We start from the raw sequence: 16,350 nt of genomic DNA on the forward strand, positions 1-16,350 counted from the left end.
CACCTAATTTAATTGTGGAACAGAACCGAATCGAACGGTTCCCTCCTGCTCTTCAAACAGGCGTGCACACCATGTACACCACTATTCCATTTTGTCTGAGAAACAGGACTCGAACCTGCAGCCTCCTGCATCCAAAGCAGGTAAACAACCAATCGTTATCTTCCCAGAGTTATAATTTGGGTGTTTTCGGGAATCGAACCCTGTTCTTCGGATTCACATTCCGAGATTTTACCAAATAAACTAAAAACACCGTGTGCGGCCTATACGAGAATCGAACTCGTTTCTCCCGAGAGACAGTCGGGAAGGTTAGCCAGTAACCCCAATAAGCCAGTTTCCTTTCTAAAAAACTTGTGATTTCGACTGGACTCGAACCAGTAACCTAATGCTTCGTAGGCAGTTGCTCTTTCCAATTGAGCTACGAAATCAATAAAAATTAGACATAAAAAAAACACCTCTTTTGAAGGTGCTTCGTATCATTGCAGGAGTATATAATCATTATATTTCCCGATGAATGTCAGTACACCTATCTGTTAGTAAATCTCCATAAAAACACGGGTTTACATCTTGAGTAAATCGAATATCAAAATTCATATCCAGAGTCACTAGTAAATGAAGTTTGTCGTTATGTGATAGTATGTTCGTTTTCATAATATTATTTATGTATTGCAATTTTTATTATTATTCAAATTGCATTTTGTTTATGTCTAATTTTCTGAGGCAAAGATAATGTCAAAAAAAACTAACTTCCAAATTTATTCTTAACCAACTTCTTGATTTTCAATTATTTATATTTAATTTTAAAACAAAAGAGGTCCTGTCCGCTTGTGTGCGGATAATTTAATTTTGTCAAATGGCTGTCTCTCATTTGGTTACTATTCAAAGCTTATATTTCGTTATTTCGTTTGGGCATGAAACATTTTGTTTATTTTTTTTAAATTATTTTTATCATTGCTATTTTTAATTTCTTTTGCACTCTTATATCTATTATTTCATCTAAAATCATATCAAAATAAAATGCTATAAAAGCAAAAAAGCGCCCCGATTAAAGGACGCTTTTGTATTAATTATTGTTTTATAAAATCAATTTACAGATTTATAGCAACACATACAACGTCCGAAAAGTCCACACGGATATACACCCGCAAAGCGATCTGATCTTTCTAATAGTATATGTTTTTGCTTGTTCATGAGGCAAATGTAGTATTATTTTTTAATTATTGATACAATTCTTCTCGAATGCGAATCAAAGCCTGAATGTCCATTTTAAGTAAGTCATCGTATTCTTTGTTACTGGCTTTTATATCTGTATAGGGGTTGAGATAGCTAACACAAATGGTCTACTTCCCGAAATGACTTCGAAAAGGATGAGGGTTTGAGATGTTAGGTCTTGTATGGTCATTGAAAAGTTTGAAATTTATTTCATAAAAAAATCATTTTTTTGTATCACTTAATTGTCTCCAGAGCCATTCTAAAGGTCCGTAAACATGATTTTTCAACCACCAATAGCTAAATCCGATTTGAAGTACATAAATAGTGATAGCAAACAAAAAGTAAAAATAGAAAGGCATATGATGAAACAATCCCAAACCAACTCCCTGAAATACGAAAAAAGCAATTAAATTTTGGGTTAGGTAATTCGTAAAAGTCATTCTGCCAACCCATGAAAATGCTTTAAATGTTTTTTTTAATTTTTGATTTGTATAAAGCAATATGATTAACAAACTCGTAGAAAGCATGGTTGTTAAAACGATCCAATAATGAAATGAGAAATACTTTAAATAAGGTAATTTATACATATTAGAAAGTATAAAAATTCCCCATAAAACGATAGTGATGCTTACTACTAAAAATAAGGATTTTTTTATTTGACTTTTCTTTTCAAATACAGTTTCCAAGAACTTACTCTTTTGTATCGCCAATCCCAGTATCATACACGTAAACATGATATAATGCGCTGTTACAGAATAGGCCAAATTAAGAACTTCAGTATAAATTGAATTCAAAATATTGTATTTAAACACCTCTAGCAATTGGGTGCTATATCTTAAAGGTGCAATACTAGTTGTCAACGTAGTAACATATGCCGTATCAACCGTATTTATGTATGCTGCTAGAAACGGCGCAAATAAAAACAATACACCAGCCATGTACAATAATGTTTTAGCAGAGAAATGAATAAAAAACAAAATAAGTAAGCCTAAAAAAGCATAATCCCGTAAAATATCACCATCATAAAACAAACTGTTTACAAAAGCGAATACAAATAAAACCAGCATGCGGCGTGCCAGAAAAAAATAAGTTTGTTGCTTCTTTTTAGCATAAATGACTCCAAAACCAAAACCAAAAAGAGTAAAAAGTAAAGTCCATCCTTTAGCTGAAAAAAGTATAGATTCTACTCCATTTATGACTGTTGCTACAATTCCCTCTCCATGTATTGTCCACTCTGGGCTGTAAGCATAATATAAATAATTTGAAATAACCACTATTAAAAGCGCCCAACCTCTGAGCATATCAATAATTTCAACTCTTTGTTCTTTTTGCATCATTGTTTTAAATTCTATGTAAGTTTTTAATTTGTAAATTGTCTTTTGTTTCACCACCTACTTCCTATAATTTTACCCATGAAACTATTTTAACGGCAAATTATACATGCCTTTTATATCAGCAGTAGAGGTTGGCGTATTCAGCCCAAAGGATTTACTGCATGAGATTAATTCGAAAAGGATTAGGTTTTGAGATTTTAGGTCTTTAATAGTCATTAACATTATAATGAAATAATTAATTGATTCATTACTGGAGTGTATAAATCAATATCATTTTCTTCAGTTTCTAAACTAACAATTAAACTATAACGAACTACTTCGTTAAATTTATTTTGTCTTTTTAAATTTTTGTACCAACCATTTTTAGGAAAAACAGCTAAAGTATTTCTCTCTGACATTTCTCGACCAGTTGTAGTAATAAAATCTTTTCTTAAAGAACCTTTTGAACTTATTGTATTACCTATTTCCCAGCTTACTCCAGCTCTTGAAGGTTTATTTTCTTTAGTTTCATCTTCTGGTTTTGAAATTCTTATTTGAAAATCTTCAATAGTTTCATTTCGTTTAATAAGTTCAAAATCTAATTGATGTGAATGATATGAATAATGTGTTGCTAATTTTCTACTCCCTGGATTTGGTTCAATATAATATGACAAAGTAATAATAATCTTAACTAATTTTTCATCTAAACTTTCTAAAGCTTCAATTGGCCAAGGAAGATTAAATAAATGGTACTCGTTATATTGTCCCCTAGATTTTTCGTATTTATGTGGTTGAATTTCTCTTTCAGCAATAAGAGTTAACGAGTTTTCGACACTATACATTGCTTTTTGAATATTTGGAACACCATAACCAACTGTTCTAAGTAAATTTCTTTTCAAATTAGCAGTTTTTTTCATTGTTTCTGTCCAGTCCGCAGAATGAACCATTAGCCCTCTTATCGTCTCAACCCAATAATTTGGATACAATGTTCTTAATTCTGCTGCCATTTTTGATGCCAGAGCTGCCGCTCCGCTAGTATCACCAAAAGAAATAAAAATATCATTTGAAAATTCTGAATCTGTAGTTAATAGTCTTAGCTCGGAATGATCTGACGTTAAAAATCCATCAGTAGATCTGTTGCCTCCTTCAAAAACTAAATCTGGTTTATTTGGCCAACTATTATCAAATAAAATAGATGTTGAATTACTTGGAGACATCGCGCCATTTTTTGCCAATGGAAAATAGCCAGTAGAAATGTCAATTTTATCTTTCCTTGTGTAAGTACCTACAGTAATTGCATTATAAGCTTGTCCAGGATCACTTATACATTGTAGTTCATTTAATGTAGGGTAATCGTCGTGTTTGTTTATATCAACATTTCCCCCACTTACAATAAATAATTGCTTGTCCAATTCTTTTCCAAAACAAATTTTATCTATTGTTGCAGAACTTGATGATGGTCTACCTTTAAAAACATTATTTCTTAAGATAGTTAAACAAAATATTCTTAAATTATTGGGCTTGTTAATAAATGGGGTACTAACTGCATTTTCAAACTTTGGACCATCAAATTTTTCATCTTCTTGAATGTTATTAAATATTTTGAAAGATTCTATCCCATGATAAATTTTTAGAATTTCTGAAGAACTCAATACGTCTGTTAAATCACCATATAACGCTAAACCAGCAACTCCAGTTCCATGTCCTCCATTCGGATAACTATCTTGAAACCCCCATGATTCATTATAGGAATGTAAATTTTCGTCAAAAACAAAATCTTCTAATAATGGATGTTTATTATTTATTCCAGTATCTAGAATACATATTAATACACTATCATCATTGAAATTATTTTCTATCCTATCTTTTAAATCGTTTTGCCATTCTCTTTTATCTTCAAAAGATTCAATAAAATTTGCGATTTCCTGTGGTTTTCTTAATTCAGCTAAATTGTCTAGTAACAATAAGGAATCAGATAGTTGTTTTCTTGAGCCTTTGATTAATTTAACAATATATTCTGCTAATTCAATTTGTGATTGTCCTATTTGGCAACCAATAATTTCTAGATTTTTATAAACATCAATTAGTTTGTCTTGATAATTTTCAGATTTTCTGAACCAAACTTCCCACCAAATATTTTCATTTTCATTAGGAAATGGTATTTCTGGTTCGTCAGCCCAAAAAGATTTCAAGGTAGCAATCTCGATATTATTAATGTTGTTTAATAACGCTTGGTTGCTAAATTTCCCATTTTCAGAATCTTTAGTTGGGTCAAGAAATTTTTTTATTTTCTTTATAAATTCTGAAATTCCGCCTTGGTTTACCACTACAAGTAAAAAATATCTGAATTCTTTCGTGTCTTCTATATTTCTTACTTCTTCTTCAGTTTTTAAAAGTTGAAATAGAATCTTGTTTTTTCTGACACCATCCTTGTCAAATTTATCAAATTCAAATTTTGTACCCCATTCGGAAACAAATTCTATATAGATTGAATCATCTACAACAAAATCAGTATTCTCAATTATTCGGACATTAAATACTTCTTTTATTTTCTCAATCTTATCAAGTAAAAAATTACCATGTGATCTATCTCGCGTTATTGGTGGAGGAGAAACAGGTGTTGGTTTTGGCGTTTTATAAGGATTTTTATCGTAATTGCCTTCAAATGAAATATGTAGTTTATTTTTCATTTACAACATTTCTCAATTTTAATAATTTTTTTAATGTTGTTAATTCTAATTTATTCAAGTCATTAAGAATCATCTCCTTAATTGTATCGTTGCAAATTCTAACTATTTCTGAATAATTTAGACCTAATGCTAGTTTTGATAGTGCTTTATAATCAACTTTAGTTGAAAACGAAAATGCTTTTGTGTGCTTCTTTATAATTTCAATTATATGATTTTCATCTGGTAATGGATATTCTAAAATTTCGTCAAATCTTCTAAAAAGTGCCTTGTCTAATGATTCAGGTAAATTTGTTGCGGCAATTATTATACTGTTGCTTTGGTCTTTTTCAATATTAATTAAAAAAGAATTCAAGACTCTTTTTATTTCTCCAATATCTTGATTTTGATTTCTGTGTGAACCAATAGAATCGAATTCGTCGAAAAGATATACGGCTCTTTGGTCATTCATTGCGTCAAAAATCAATCTAAGTTTTGCAATTGATTCTCCTAAATATTTAGACATCAATCCATCTAATCGTATAATATAAACAGTAATCCCTAATTCCCCAGCAATAGCTTGAGCTGTCATAGTTTTTCCCGTTCCTGGTGCACCTGTTAATAATAATTTACGTTTTGGTTCTAAATTATGGGCTTTTAAAATTTGCCACTTTTCTTGTTCTTTAATAACTTTATACAGTGTTTCTTTAATTTTTTCATCCAAAACCATATCGCTTAAATTAATTTTAGGTTGGAAAACCTCAATTAATTCTTGCAATTCTCTTTTAGGTAAATTTAAAGGTAGAGCTTTATTATGTATGGCATTTACTGATCTGTCTTTTTTAGCAACATCAATCAGTTTTTTTAATTCTTGAGCAAATGTTGTATGCCCTTGTTTTGCTTCGGTTGCAGCAATTTGTAAAGCAATTGAAAAGAAACGACTTTCATCATCATCTCCAAAAGATTTAATCAAGGATTTTATTTGGTCAGCTGCTGCCATCTTATTATTAAAATTTGAACAAAAATAAACTAATTCTATTAAAAATATAAATCTTTACATAATCATTTCCCTAAAAACCTCATCCAACTCTCCATTCATCTTCTTTTCACACCCAACCCACTCAAATCCAAAAGACTAATTAGAACTAATTCTCTCGTATTTTATTTTCCATAAGGTATTTCTCAAAAATAATAAAAACAAACTACAAAAACAGGGTATAACTACCTGTTTTTGTAATTAAAATAACCCAAACTGTTTTCTCAATTTAAACTACAAAGTCTTACGGGTTGCTTAGGGAGGTTTTGAACCTCCATCGTTTTGGGTTTGCTATTATCTTCTTCTTTTTTTCCATGGGGCGTTGACTTCCCAATTTCCCGCCATGATACAACCATAAGGAAGTACTTCATCGATCACGGTTCCTAAACCAAACTCCTCCATTTGATTTCTTACTGATGCTGCATTTTTATAGGCCGATGGCAGCTCGGTAATGTCAATTTCGTTCGAAAAAAATCGAATATCCAAGCCTTGGGTTTCTTCTTCAAAAACTTCTTGGATTGTTTTTTCTCCCTTGCTTTTTCGGTGTTGGGTTCTACTTATGTTTCTTCCGGCGCCGTGTGGAGCAAATCCTAAATTGGTTTCGGTTGTGGCACCTTCCACAATTAAAACGGATTCAGCCATATTCAACGGAATCAAACGCGGTCCTGTGCTATCAGGCATGAATTTCGGGTCTAGTGGTGTGGCGCCTTTGGCATGATAAAAAAGATCCCCTTCTTTGAAAACAAAATTATGCTCGTTCCAGTACCTATTTTCTTTTTCGATTCCCAATTTCTCTAAAGTAGCATCGTGCAGGCATTCGTGGTTTAATTTTGTCCAAGAACGTATGATTTGCAACGCTTCCCAATATAAGTTTCCTTCCTTGGTATCAAAAGGAATCCACGCATTTTGTGGCAAGGTTTCTGGCGATAGTGTTTTTCTAAACTTTTCGGCAAGATGCATTCCTTTTCTATACAAATTAGCACCCACGCCTCTACTCCCGTGATGCGTTACCATCATGGTATTTCCTGTGTTTTTTGAAATCCCTACAAACAAGAAATGGTTTCCATCTCCTTGCGTTCCTAAATGCGAACGAGCAGCGCTAATCATTTTTTCATCGTTCAAAAAATAATTGCTTTGAAATGCTTCTAACATAGCAGCTGGAAAACGGAATTGCGTTTCGCGACTTCTTCCGCCTCCACCAAAATGGGTTATAGCATGTGCTGCATCTAAAACTTCTTTTGGATTTGTTTTTCCAAAATCAGTCAACATCACTGAACAGCAAATATCAGCACTATGCATTCCTGGATGAATTGCATTTTTAGCCACCGCAACTCCACCCACCGGAATGGTTCCGTCAGGACCTGTAGGGCAAGCATCCGGCATGATGACACCATTGACTAAAGTTGGTGTCCGCATCAAGGTTTTCATGGTTTGCACCACATCGGTTACATTTTTTTCTTCTAGTTCGTTTTCTGCCTTTATATTTTGATAAAAAGTGATCGCTTGAGCGTGTAACTCTATAGGATCAGGCAATAAGAATTGTGCCAAATAGGCTTTTATTTCCTCGCTTTCTAATTGATTGTCATTGATATGTGCAAGTGCTTCTTTGAACCAAGCTCCTTGCCTGAATCCTAGTTGAATAATATCAGCTCCTGTAAATTGTAATTTTTGTTCCATTTTTATTCGGTTTTTATTTCTTTGCAAATATTGATATTGTGGTACGCAATTATTTTGTGTAGTTATAAATAATTCATCGTATCATATAAATAACTTAGTCTTTGTAACTGCTCTTCTTTTAAATTTGTTGCCATAATTTGATTTTCAATTGCTGTAGTTATTGTCTTTTTATTTGCAATTATCCAATTTTCGATTATTGAATTTAAATCAGAATCAATAAAGCTATTAGTTCTTATTTTTCCTCTATAATTAAAATTATTTGTAATCAGTTGTTCCAAATGAATTATTGAAAAGTTACTTAAATCTTGTAACCAAATTTCAAGATATGGTTGCACATCAATACTAGCCAAATAAAACATATTTATTATTTCAATTAATTGTGCTTCATTATTGTATACATCTGTTTCTAAACATTTTTCAAAAAATGCTAGAAAAAATTCATTAATGCATTGTACCTCTTCATTCGTACTCCAATAGGTTCTGTTGTTAAAATTTAAATTTTTCAAACTCAACGACACATCCACTGCAGATGTAAATTCATACTCACTAATTAACTCTAAATATCTTGGTAAAAAATATTTAAATTCAACCATATCATAATTATATGCTTGCGCTCCATCATTGTAATCACAAATTAATTCAACAGGAATTAACTTTAATTCTGTTGTTAAAAGTAATCTTGCATCATTGATATCTAAACAACATGCTGTACAAACATTATTTATGTTTTGTGGTCTAGTATAGTTAAATACCTTGTATACTTTGGTTATTATATTTTTAAGTTTTGTTTCCATCAATCTTTTTATTTCTTCAACAAATATTCAAAACCTACTACGCAGTTATTTTGCGTAGTGCAAAAAGATTTGTATGTTTGGTGTAAACTCCGCGCAAATGCTTCAAAATAAATTTACTGCTTTACTGCTCCAGATTGGTTTTAATGAAAATGCAATCCTGATCAATTGGCTTGATTTAGTAAAAGCCTATGCTGCTAAAGGGAGACATTATCATAATTTAAATCATTTAGAGGAAATGATTGTTTTATTTGACCGCTATAAAGAAGCGTTGCAATTTCCTAATGAAGTTTTGTACGCTATTTTTTACCACGATATTATTTATAAAGTGACCCGAAAAGACAACGAGTTAAAAAGTGCTCAACTTGCTTTGTCTATTTTGCCTGAGAATGCCACACTGGATAAACAATTAGTTTTTGAGATGATTTGCGCTACTCAACTGCACCAACAAAACGACATAGAAGACATTAACTGGTTGATTGATTTTGATTTAAAAATACTGGCTAAAGACTGGAACGAGTACACCATTTATTGTGATCAAATTAGGAAAGAGTATAAAATTTATCCCAATCTTTTATACCAACCTGGTAGAAAGAAAGCATTGGAGCATTTTCTTGAAAACGAATTTATTTTTCAAACCGATGAATTTAGAACTAGGTTTGAAGCGCAAGCTAGAGAAAATATACAACGCGAAATAGAATTATTAAGCTGAAATTGATAATAGTGTTGCTTTGCGTGAGGGCATTGTCAATAAGCCAAGGGAAAAAAGAAAATATAGCACGCAGATGCAGCAGATTTTCACTCATTTTTCTGCATAAATCTGCGTAAAAACAAAAAGAACAATTCCTTAGCTTCATGATATTATGTAAGAGCAGTGTCAATAAGTTAAGGGGGAAATGAAAATATAGCACGCAGATGCAGCAGATTTTCACTGATTTTTCTGCAAAAATCTGCGTGAAAACAAAAAGAACAATTCCTTAACTTAATGATATTATGTAAGAGCAGTGTCAATAAGTTAAGGGGGAAAAGAAAAAAATATAGCACGCAGATGCAGCAGATTTTCACTCATTTTTCTGCATAAATCTGCGTGAAAACAAAAAGAGTAATTCCTTCAATTAATAACATTGTGCGTGAGGGGTAGTAGCGAAAATCCTTTTAGGGCTGTAGCGGTAGCGGAAGTTCTAAAAGATTGCAGCGCATGACCCGACCCGCAGTTTTTACGGAGGGGCACGCCCAAAAAAAAGAAAATATGTCACAAAATAAAAATGCGCTTATTAGGTATAAAACGATTGATAAGTGTTTGCAAAATAAATACCGTACTTGGACGCTAGACGACTTGATTGCGGCTTGTTCTGACGCTTTGTTTGAGTACGAAGGAAGGGAAAATGCGGTAAGCAAGAGAACGGTTCAAATGGATATTCAGTTGATGCGTAGCGAAAAACTGGGCTACAATGCCCCCATTGTGGTGTATGACAAAAAGTATTATACGTACGAAGACGAGGAATTTACGATTACGAATATTCCGCTGACGGAAACGGATATTAATGTACTCACAGAAACGGTTTCAATGCTGAAACAGTTTAAAGACTTTTCTTTGTTTAATGATGTGTCTGATATTTTGCAACGTTTAGAGGATAAGATCTATGCCGAAAAGTCTCAAACACAACCGGTGATTTACTTAGACAAAAACGAAAAACTGAAAGGCTTACCATTTTTAGAGGAAATTTACCAAGCCATTATTAAAAAAACAGTTTTGGTAATTACGTACAAGTCATTCAAATCGCAGGAGGAAACGGTATTTAATTTTCATGGATTTATATTGAAAGAGTTCAATAACAGATGGTTCTTGATAGGAAGAAGAAAGAAAAACCAGCCCATAACTAATTTGGCACTGGATAGAATCATTGCTATTGATTATGATTTTAATATGCCTCATTTAGAGGAAAATTTTAATGCGGACCTGTATTACAAAAATGTGGTGGGAGTGACTGTAAATACGGGTTTGCGTCCCCATCGATTTGAACTCTGGATTGACGCTATTAATGCTCCTTATGTGCTTACTAAACCCTTGCATAATTCACAACGGTTGATCAAGCAAAATGAAGATGGAAGCATTATTATTCACTTATTTGTGATTCCAAATTATGAATTAGCACGTATTTTTCTTGGTTTTGGCAGTGGTCTTGAGGTGATACGACCCGACTATTTCCGGAATCAAATGAAAAGTGTTATCCAAAAGTCTCTAGCGCGTTATGCGGAATAACGCTCTGCAATATCTATCTCAATTAAAATATATAAAGTACAATAAGGGATAGCAACAACACGCATTTTACAGATAAAATAAATGCTCCTAAGTAAAAGTAAAAACCTTCATTTTTTTTAAGAACGGGTTTACAACTGAATAAAGTACTCATGGTTTTAATTTATTTATTTTTGTGTTTTATCTAAGAGACAATGTTACGTGTATTAAAAGGCTTACACAATACCCACTTTTAGTGATATTTTAATTATTTATTTTAAAATTGCTAATACAACATCTTGACTTGATTACTGGTTAAAGTTCTGAAAACGATATCTTGATGCACTAAGAAAATATTAACGTTTAGGTCTTCGTTATTTTGTCTTTATGCGTTACTTTTGCAGTAGTAAAAAACAGAGTGAAAAAAGTTTGTATCATACTATTATCTTGTATTGTTCTAATGCCATCCTTGGGTAACTTTCTCACGTACGTGAACTTTAAATTGAATCAGGTTGAAATTGCCAAAACCATTTGTGTGCAACGCAAAATGGTTTTTAATAGTTGTAACGGACGTTGCGAACTGCAAAAAAGTTTAAAACGCTACACTGATAATGAAAAAAGCATGCAAAATAATCTGAAAGAAAAAACAGATTTAGTTTATGTTCGCGAATTGATCTCCAATGAATATGCGCTTGTGGAGCCTATGCTTCCAATTGTAAAAATCAGTACCACCGAAGCAAAAAAAACAGCTTCCTTTTCGACCTTCACTTTTCGCCCTCCCGCTTATTTCATTTCATAAGGACAGCCCTATTTTTTAGCATTTGCTAAAAACAACTCTGAACTATTGGTTCTGGGTCACTGTGCAATTGTACTATTAGCTCCTTACCATATTGCAACCTATTTACTAAGCATTAGACTAGTATTCAGGTTTGTATTTCACTGAAATAAGATCCTTTTTACCATTCAAAAAAAATGAAAAATATACTTTTTGTAATGCTCTTGGCATTACAAGTTGGATTTGCGCAACAAAAAATCCAAATAGATACTGCTGCGGTCGAAAACCTAAACGAAGTAGTTGTTACCGCCAACCGTGGCAAAGCCAAACGAAGTGAAGTACCAGTGGCAATTTCTAAACTATCAACAAAACTCATTCAAGAAACCAAAGCGACTTCTGCTTTCGAAATTGTAAATAAAACGCCTGGCGTCATGATGATGAATCTGGGCAATGAGCAGCACGGCATGTCCATCAGGCAGCCTATGGGTTTGAGTCCGTATTATTTGTATCTCGAAGACGGTTCGCCCATTCGACCACTCGGCGTTTTCAACCACAATGCTTTGCTTGAAATGAATCCGTTTAATTTACAAAATCTAGAAGTGATCAAAGGACCCGCTTCATCGCTTTACGGTCCAGAAGCTGTGGGAGGAACAGTAAATTTTATTACTGTAAAACCAAGCCGCGACCCCGAGTTTAAAGTAGGGATTCAAGCAGATCAATACGGCTACCGCAACCTTCAAGCCTTCGGCAGCGCTACCGTAGGTAAATTTTCGTTTGCCATTGCGGGCGCGAGCACTGACCAAACTAACAGTTGGCTCACATTTTCTGATTACAACAAGAACAATTTGAACGCTAAATTCCAATACAATTTTAGCAATAGTCTCCGCTTGATTAGTAGTACTTTTTATGGGCAATATTACTCGGACATGACGGGCAGCGTAAATGAGCAAGACTTTAATAATCGTTCCTACAAAAGCACAACCGATTTTACATACCGAAAATCAGAGGCTTTGCGCAGTCGTTTAACACTTGAAAAAGAATGGTCTGAAAACAGACAAACCGTTGTAACTGTTTACCACCGAGACAATAAATTAGGACAAAACCCAAGCTACGGCATTCGATGGAATCCTACGCCATCAGCAACCAACGACCCTACAAAAGCAACTGGCGAAATCAATTCGAATGATTTTAAAAGTTACGGAATCGTAGCGCAGCACACGCAAGGATTTTCGTTTTTAAACTCTAAACTAATCGCCGGAACTACTTACGATAGGTCACCAAACGACTATTTTTCGCACCTAATTAAGTTGCAAGCCAACCGAAATCCGGATGGAAAGACGGTAAACAAGTATCAAATTTTAGAAGTTCGACCTGATTTACGCATTTCAAATTACAATGCTACCATTTACAACAACTCGGGCTATGTGCAATACAACTTTCAACCGCTTTCAAAAGTAACGGTAACCACAGGGGCGCGCTACGACTACATCAAAATTGATTACATCAATAACATCAATGCTACTTCGGGAGCCAAAACCTACGATCAACTGACCTTTAAAGCGGGTATCAATTACAATCCGCTTACAAACGTTGGGTTTTATGCCAACTATTCTCAAGGATTCTCTCCACCTTCGGTGACTACTTTATTCCGTCCAAAACCTGGAGTTACACCCGTACAATTTTACACTGATCTTGATGCGGCAAATTTTTCAAACTATGAAATTGGAGGTTATAGCAGTTTGCTAAAAAACAAGTTGACACTAGATTTTGCCTTGTATGTACTTGATGGTCGCAATGAATTATTGAGCATTCGCCAACCTGACAATTCAACCGATACCCAATCAGCTGGAAAAACAAGCCATAGAGGAATTGAACTTGGACTACAATACAATCCGTCCTCACAGCTTGCATTTCGCCTTGGCGGAACCTATGCTCGTCATGAATTCATTGACTTTACTGTTTCCAAACGAAGCACCGATGCGGTTCAAAAACTCGACGGCTTTGACATGCCTAGCGCACCGAGATGGATTGCTAATGCTGAGCTCAATTACTACCCAAAATGGTTCCCGAACTTCCGTGCAGCGCTAGAGTGCCAGTACGTTTCAAGTTGGTTTCAAAACCAAATCAACACTGTTTCCTACGCGGGCTACACCCTTTTCAACGCTCGATTAGGCTACCGCTACAAACAAGTTGAAATTTTTACTAATATCATGAACTTGACCGATAAATTGTACGCTACCAATGTCTCTCGGGGCAATGCCACAATTGATCAGGCTACGTATACCGCTGCCGCACCCCGCATTTTCATGATGGGATTGCAGTACAATTTATCGTTAAAAAAATAATTATCAGGAGCTTATCCGGCTATCCGCTTTATCTTTTTTGAGGCCAAAAAAAGGCCTCAAAAAAGGATATCGCTCCTATCCGGGCTAAAAAACACACAAAATGAAAAAAGAAAATCAAAAGACATCTACACGAAAAAAAGATTCCAAATGGATCAAAAAAATCAAGCAGCACGTCTACGCATGGCACCGAACTTTGGCCATTATTACCATTATTCCAGTGATCTTTTGGACACTTTCAGGAATCATGCATCCGTTTATGGCGCATTTCTTTAAACCCGAAATCGCCAATCAAGAACTTTCACAAACCATCATCAAGACAAGCCAATTACCATTGACGTTGAAAGAGGTTTTACAAAAAAACCAAATCAAAACATTCAAAAACTTTCGCCTAGTCAACCTGAACGATAAAACCTTTTATCAAGTAAAAACCGAATCAGGAGCGCTACTCTATTTTGACGTAACCAATGCTCAAAAACTTGAAAACGGTGATCAAAAATACGCCGAATGGCTCGCACGCTATTTTCTAGATGATGCTAAAAGTACAGTTTTAAAAAGCGAAATTCTCACGGAATTCACCAGTCAATACAAATACGTCAACCGCTACTTGCCCGTGTACCAACTGAGTTTTGATCGTGACGATGAAATGCATGTTTACGTAGAAACCGCCTCAAGCAAACTAGCGACTTTCAACCCGAAATCGCGGCAAATTTTTATTTGGTTCTTCGATACCTTTCACAATTGGTCGTTTATTGATGTAATTTCTAATAACAGTTTGCGCATCATAATCATGATTTTAATTTTGTCTGTGATCTCCTTTTCAGCAATAAGTGGACTCTTGATTTATGGGCTTTTCTGGAAACAATTCAAAAAAAGCGATGCGCTTGCTCCCAAAAAAGGTGTTCGTCGTTACCACCGACAAATCGGGATTTGGATTTCATTATTTACGTTAACCTTTGCTTTTAGCGGTGCATACCATGCCACTACCAAATGGGATCCGTACACACTCTCGCAAATGGTGTACGAACCTAGCTTTAAAACCGAAGCACTTACAACTTCGCTTACTGATTTAAAACTAGATTGGAATCGGTTTGAAAATGCCAGTATAGTTGCTTTTCAAGACAGTTTGTACTACCGTTGTCAACTGCTTCCTAAGCAAAAAGCAAAGACTAACACAGCCATCAGCGCACCCGAATCAAAATGGGCAAAGAAAGACAAACAACCGCTAGAAATTGTTTACATCAACGCACAAACCAATCAAATCAAGCCTAATCTGGATGTGAAATATGCTGAATTTTTAGCGCATTATTTTACAGATGGCGCGCCAAAGGCAGCTTGTTGCGAAATGATCCCTGAAACTGACGAACCTGAAACTTCTTTACAAAATGCTAAATTGATTGAAACTAAAACCATTTACGAATTTGAAAGTCGCGAGTATGGCTTTGTGAACAAGCGCCTTCCTGTGGTGAAACTTGCTTATGACACACCAGAAAATACTACTTATTTTATAGAAACAGCCACCTCAAGATTAGCCGCAAAAGTAGAAAACGCAGATAAAAGAGAAGGTTATTCTTTTGCAATTCTACACAAATTTTTGTTTTTAGATTGGGCGGGCAAAAATGTACGTGATGCTGCAATGATTTTGGCCGCACTTGCAATTTTAATAGTGAGTATCCTGGGATTGATTCTATTTATCAAAAAAAGATAAGTCTAAAAAAAAGCGTCATCAACAAGAGTTCATGACGCTTTACTTTTTTTGTAGCAATAATTATTTCATTAATTGCTGTAAGGGTTTTAATTGAGCCATATCAATATTTGATTGTTGTAACACACTCATCATGGTCATAACAGCCGTGGGATTCATGTCGTCACCTGTCACACGTACAACGGCAAAACCATTTTCATTCTTATTGGCAAAAAAAATAAACTCTTCAATATGCTCATCAGTACCCACAAAACTTACTGAAGCTCCTTCTTTACCTGAGCCAAATTTCATCAATTGCTGGTACTTTTTGTCCTTTAAAATTAGATTTACTTTTGCGCGCTCTGCTTCAAATTCGGCTTTATTAGTCGCATTAGCATTAAAAGCTAAGATGTTCATTTTATCAAAAGATTGTAAAGCCTCGGTTTGAGCTACAGATAACTTAGCCTTGTCTACATTCAATATTTCGGGAGAAACATCTAAGGCAATAAAATTTTTATCTTCTGAATGTTCAACAAAATATTTTTGCAAAGAAGGCTCGTTGTTGCAACTTACCAAAAATAACGCCAGTAGTGCGGGAATTCCGTATCGTAGTTTCAT

12 protein-coding genes and 4 tRNA genes are annotated in these 16,350 nt (G+C 34.3%); 5 read left to right on the plus strand and 11 right to left on the minus strand.

Annotation, left to right across the window (positions count from 1 at the left end):
- Nucleotides 1-15 precede the first annotated feature (15 nt).
- The 10 genes from K5V07_RS10580 to K5V07_RS10625 form a co-directional block, all read right to left on the minus strand.
- Nucleotides 16-88: transfer RNA gene (locus K5V07_RS10580), tRNA-Phe, on the minus strand.
- Nucleotides 89-94: 6 nt separating this feature from the next.
- A tRNA-Pro gene (locus tag K5V07_RS10585) sits at nt 95-167 on the minus strand.
- A gap of 12 nt (nt 168-179) precedes the next feature.
- Nucleotides 180-250 (minus strand) — tRNA-His (locus tag K5V07_RS10590).
- Between the two features lie 101 nt (nt 251-351).
- Nucleotides 352-425, minus strand: a tRNA-Arg gene (locus K5V07_RS10595).
- Between the two features lie 70 nt (nt 426-495).
- Entirely contained in the window at nt 496-648 is a 153-nt protein-coding gene (locus K5V07_RS10600; protein ID WP_176330710.1) for a hypothetical protein, read from the minus strand.
- 782 nt (nt 649-1,430) lie between these two features.
- Nucleotides 1,431-2,546, minus strand: coding sequence for a DUF418 domain-containing protein (locus K5V07_RS10605; protein WP_221917457.1), 1,116 nt, complete (start codon nt 2,544-2,546; stop codon nt 1,431-1,433).
- Between the two features lie 218 nt (nt 2,547-2,764).
- A complete protein-coding gene (locus tag K5V07_RS10610; RefSeq protein ID WP_221917458.1) occupies nt 2,765-5,212 on the minus strand; it encodes a S8 family peptidase in 2,448 nt (815 codons plus the stop codon).
- The gene (locus K5V07_RS10615; RefSeq protein ID WP_221917459.1) at nt 5,202-6,161 is read right to left on the minus strand and encodes an AAA family ATPase; all 960 of its coding nucleotides are present in this window, start codon (nt 6,159-6,161) and stop codon (nt 5,202-5,204) included. The genes K5V07_RS10610 and K5V07_RS10615 overlap by 11 nt, the downstream gene beginning before the upstream one ends.
- Nucleotides 6,162-6,518: 357 nt before the next feature.
- Nucleotides 6,519-7,901 (minus strand): RtcB family protein, encoded by a 1,383-nt coding sequence (locus K5V07_RS10620; protein ID WP_221917460.1) that lies wholly within the window; start codon nt 7,899-7,901, stop codon nt 6,519-6,521.
- Nucleotides 7,902-7,963: 62 nt separating this feature from the next.
- Nucleotides 7,964-8,695 carry a hypothetical protein gene (locus K5V07_RS10625; protein ID WP_221917461.1) on the minus strand — a complete coding sequence of 244 codons (732 nt, stop codon included), beginning with the start codon at nt 8,693-8,695 and terminating at the stop codon, nt 7,964-7,966.
- Between the two features lie 97 nt (nt 8,696-8,792).
- Between K5V07_RS10625 and K5V07_RS10630 the strand changes: the two genes are divergently transcribed.
- The 5 genes from K5V07_RS10630 (at nt 8,793) to K5V07_RS10650 (ending at nt 15,756) form a co-directional block, all read left to right on the plus strand.
- On the plus strand, nt 8,793-9,404 hold the full coding sequence (locus K5V07_RS10630; RefSeq protein ID WP_221917462.1) for a hypothetical protein: 612 nt from the start codon (nt 8,793-8,795) through the stop codon (nt 9,402-9,404).
- A 537-nt stretch (nt 9,405-9,941) separates the two neighbouring features.
- Complete coding sequence (locus K5V07_RS10635) at nt 9,942-10,955, plus strand: YafY family protein (RefSeq protein WP_221917463.1); 1,014 nt, start codon at nt 9,942-9,944, stop codon at nt 10,953-10,955.
- 478 nt (nt 10,956-11,433) lie between these two features.
- Nucleotides 11,434-11,730, plus strand: a complete 297-nt coding sequence (locus K5V07_RS10640; RefSeq protein WP_221917464.1) for a hypothetical protein — start codon at nt 11,434-11,436, stop codon at nt 11,728-11,730.
- Between the two features lie 173 nt (nt 11,731-11,903).
- Nucleotides 11,904-14,051, plus strand: coding sequence for a TonB-dependent receptor (locus K5V07_RS10645; RefSeq protein WP_221917465.1), 2,148 nt, complete (start codon nt 11,904-11,906; stop codon nt 14,049-14,051).
- A gap of 100 nt (nt 14,052-14,151) precedes the next feature.
- Nucleotides 14,152-15,756, plus strand: a complete 1,605-nt coding sequence (locus tag K5V07_RS10650; RefSeq protein WP_221917466.1) for a PepSY-associated TM helix domain-containing protein — start codon at nt 14,152-14,154, stop codon at nt 15,754-15,756.
- A 60-nt stretch (nt 15,757-15,816) separates the two neighbouring features.
- On the opposite strand, the gene K5V07_RS10655 is transcribed toward K5V07_RS10650, so the two are convergent.
- Nucleotides 15,817-16,350 (minus strand): DUF4252 domain-containing protein, encoded by a 534-nt coding sequence (locus tag K5V07_RS10655; RefSeq protein ID WP_182650178.1) that lies wholly within the window; start codon nt 16,348-16,350, stop codon nt 15,817-15,819.

This window comes from Flavobacterium sp. CHNK8 (assembly GCF_019774515.1).
Classification (GTDB): domain Bacteria; phylum Bacteroidota; class Bacteroidia; order Flavobacteriales; family Flavobacteriaceae; genus Flavobacterium; species Flavobacterium tiangeerense.

Coding starts and splice junctions, on each gene's coding strand:
- K5V07_RS10600 (WP_176330710.1), bottom strand. CDS start 648: ATGAAAACGAACATACTATCACATAACGACAAACTTCATTTACTAGTG.
- K5V07_RS10605 (WP_221917457.1), bottom strand. CDS start 2,546: ATGATGCAAAAAGAACAAAGAGTTGAAATTATTGATATGCTCAGAGGT.
- K5V07_RS10610 (WP_221917458.1), bottom strand. CDS start 5,212: ATGAAAAATAAACTACATATTTCATTTGAAGGCAATTACGATAAAAAT.
- K5V07_RS10620 (WP_221917460.1), bottom strand. CDS start 7,901: ATGGAACAAAAATTACAATTTACAGGAGCTGATATTATTCAACTAGGA.
- K5V07_RS10625 (WP_221917461.1), bottom strand. CDS start 8,695: ATGGAAACAAAACTTAAAAATATAATAACCAAAGTATACAAGGTATTT.
- K5V07_RS10630 (WP_221917462.1), top strand. CDS start 8,793: ATGCTTCAAAATAAATTTACTGCTTTACTGCTCCAGATTGGTTTTAAT.
- K5V07_RS10635 (WP_221917463.1), top strand. CDS start 9,942: ATGTCACAAAATAAAAATGCGCTTATTAGGTATAAAACGATTGATAAG.
- K5V07_RS10645 (WP_221917465.1), top strand. CDS start 11,904: ATGAAAAATATACTTTTTGTAATGCTCTTGGCATTACAAGTTGGATTT.
- K5V07_RS10650 (WP_221917466.1), top strand. CDS start 14,152: ATGAAAAAAGAAAATCAAAAGACATCTACACGAAAAAAAGATTCCAAA.
- K5V07_RS10655 (WP_182650178.1), bottom strand. CDS start 16,350: ATGAAACTACGATACGGAATTCCCGCACTACTGGCGTTATTTTTGGTA.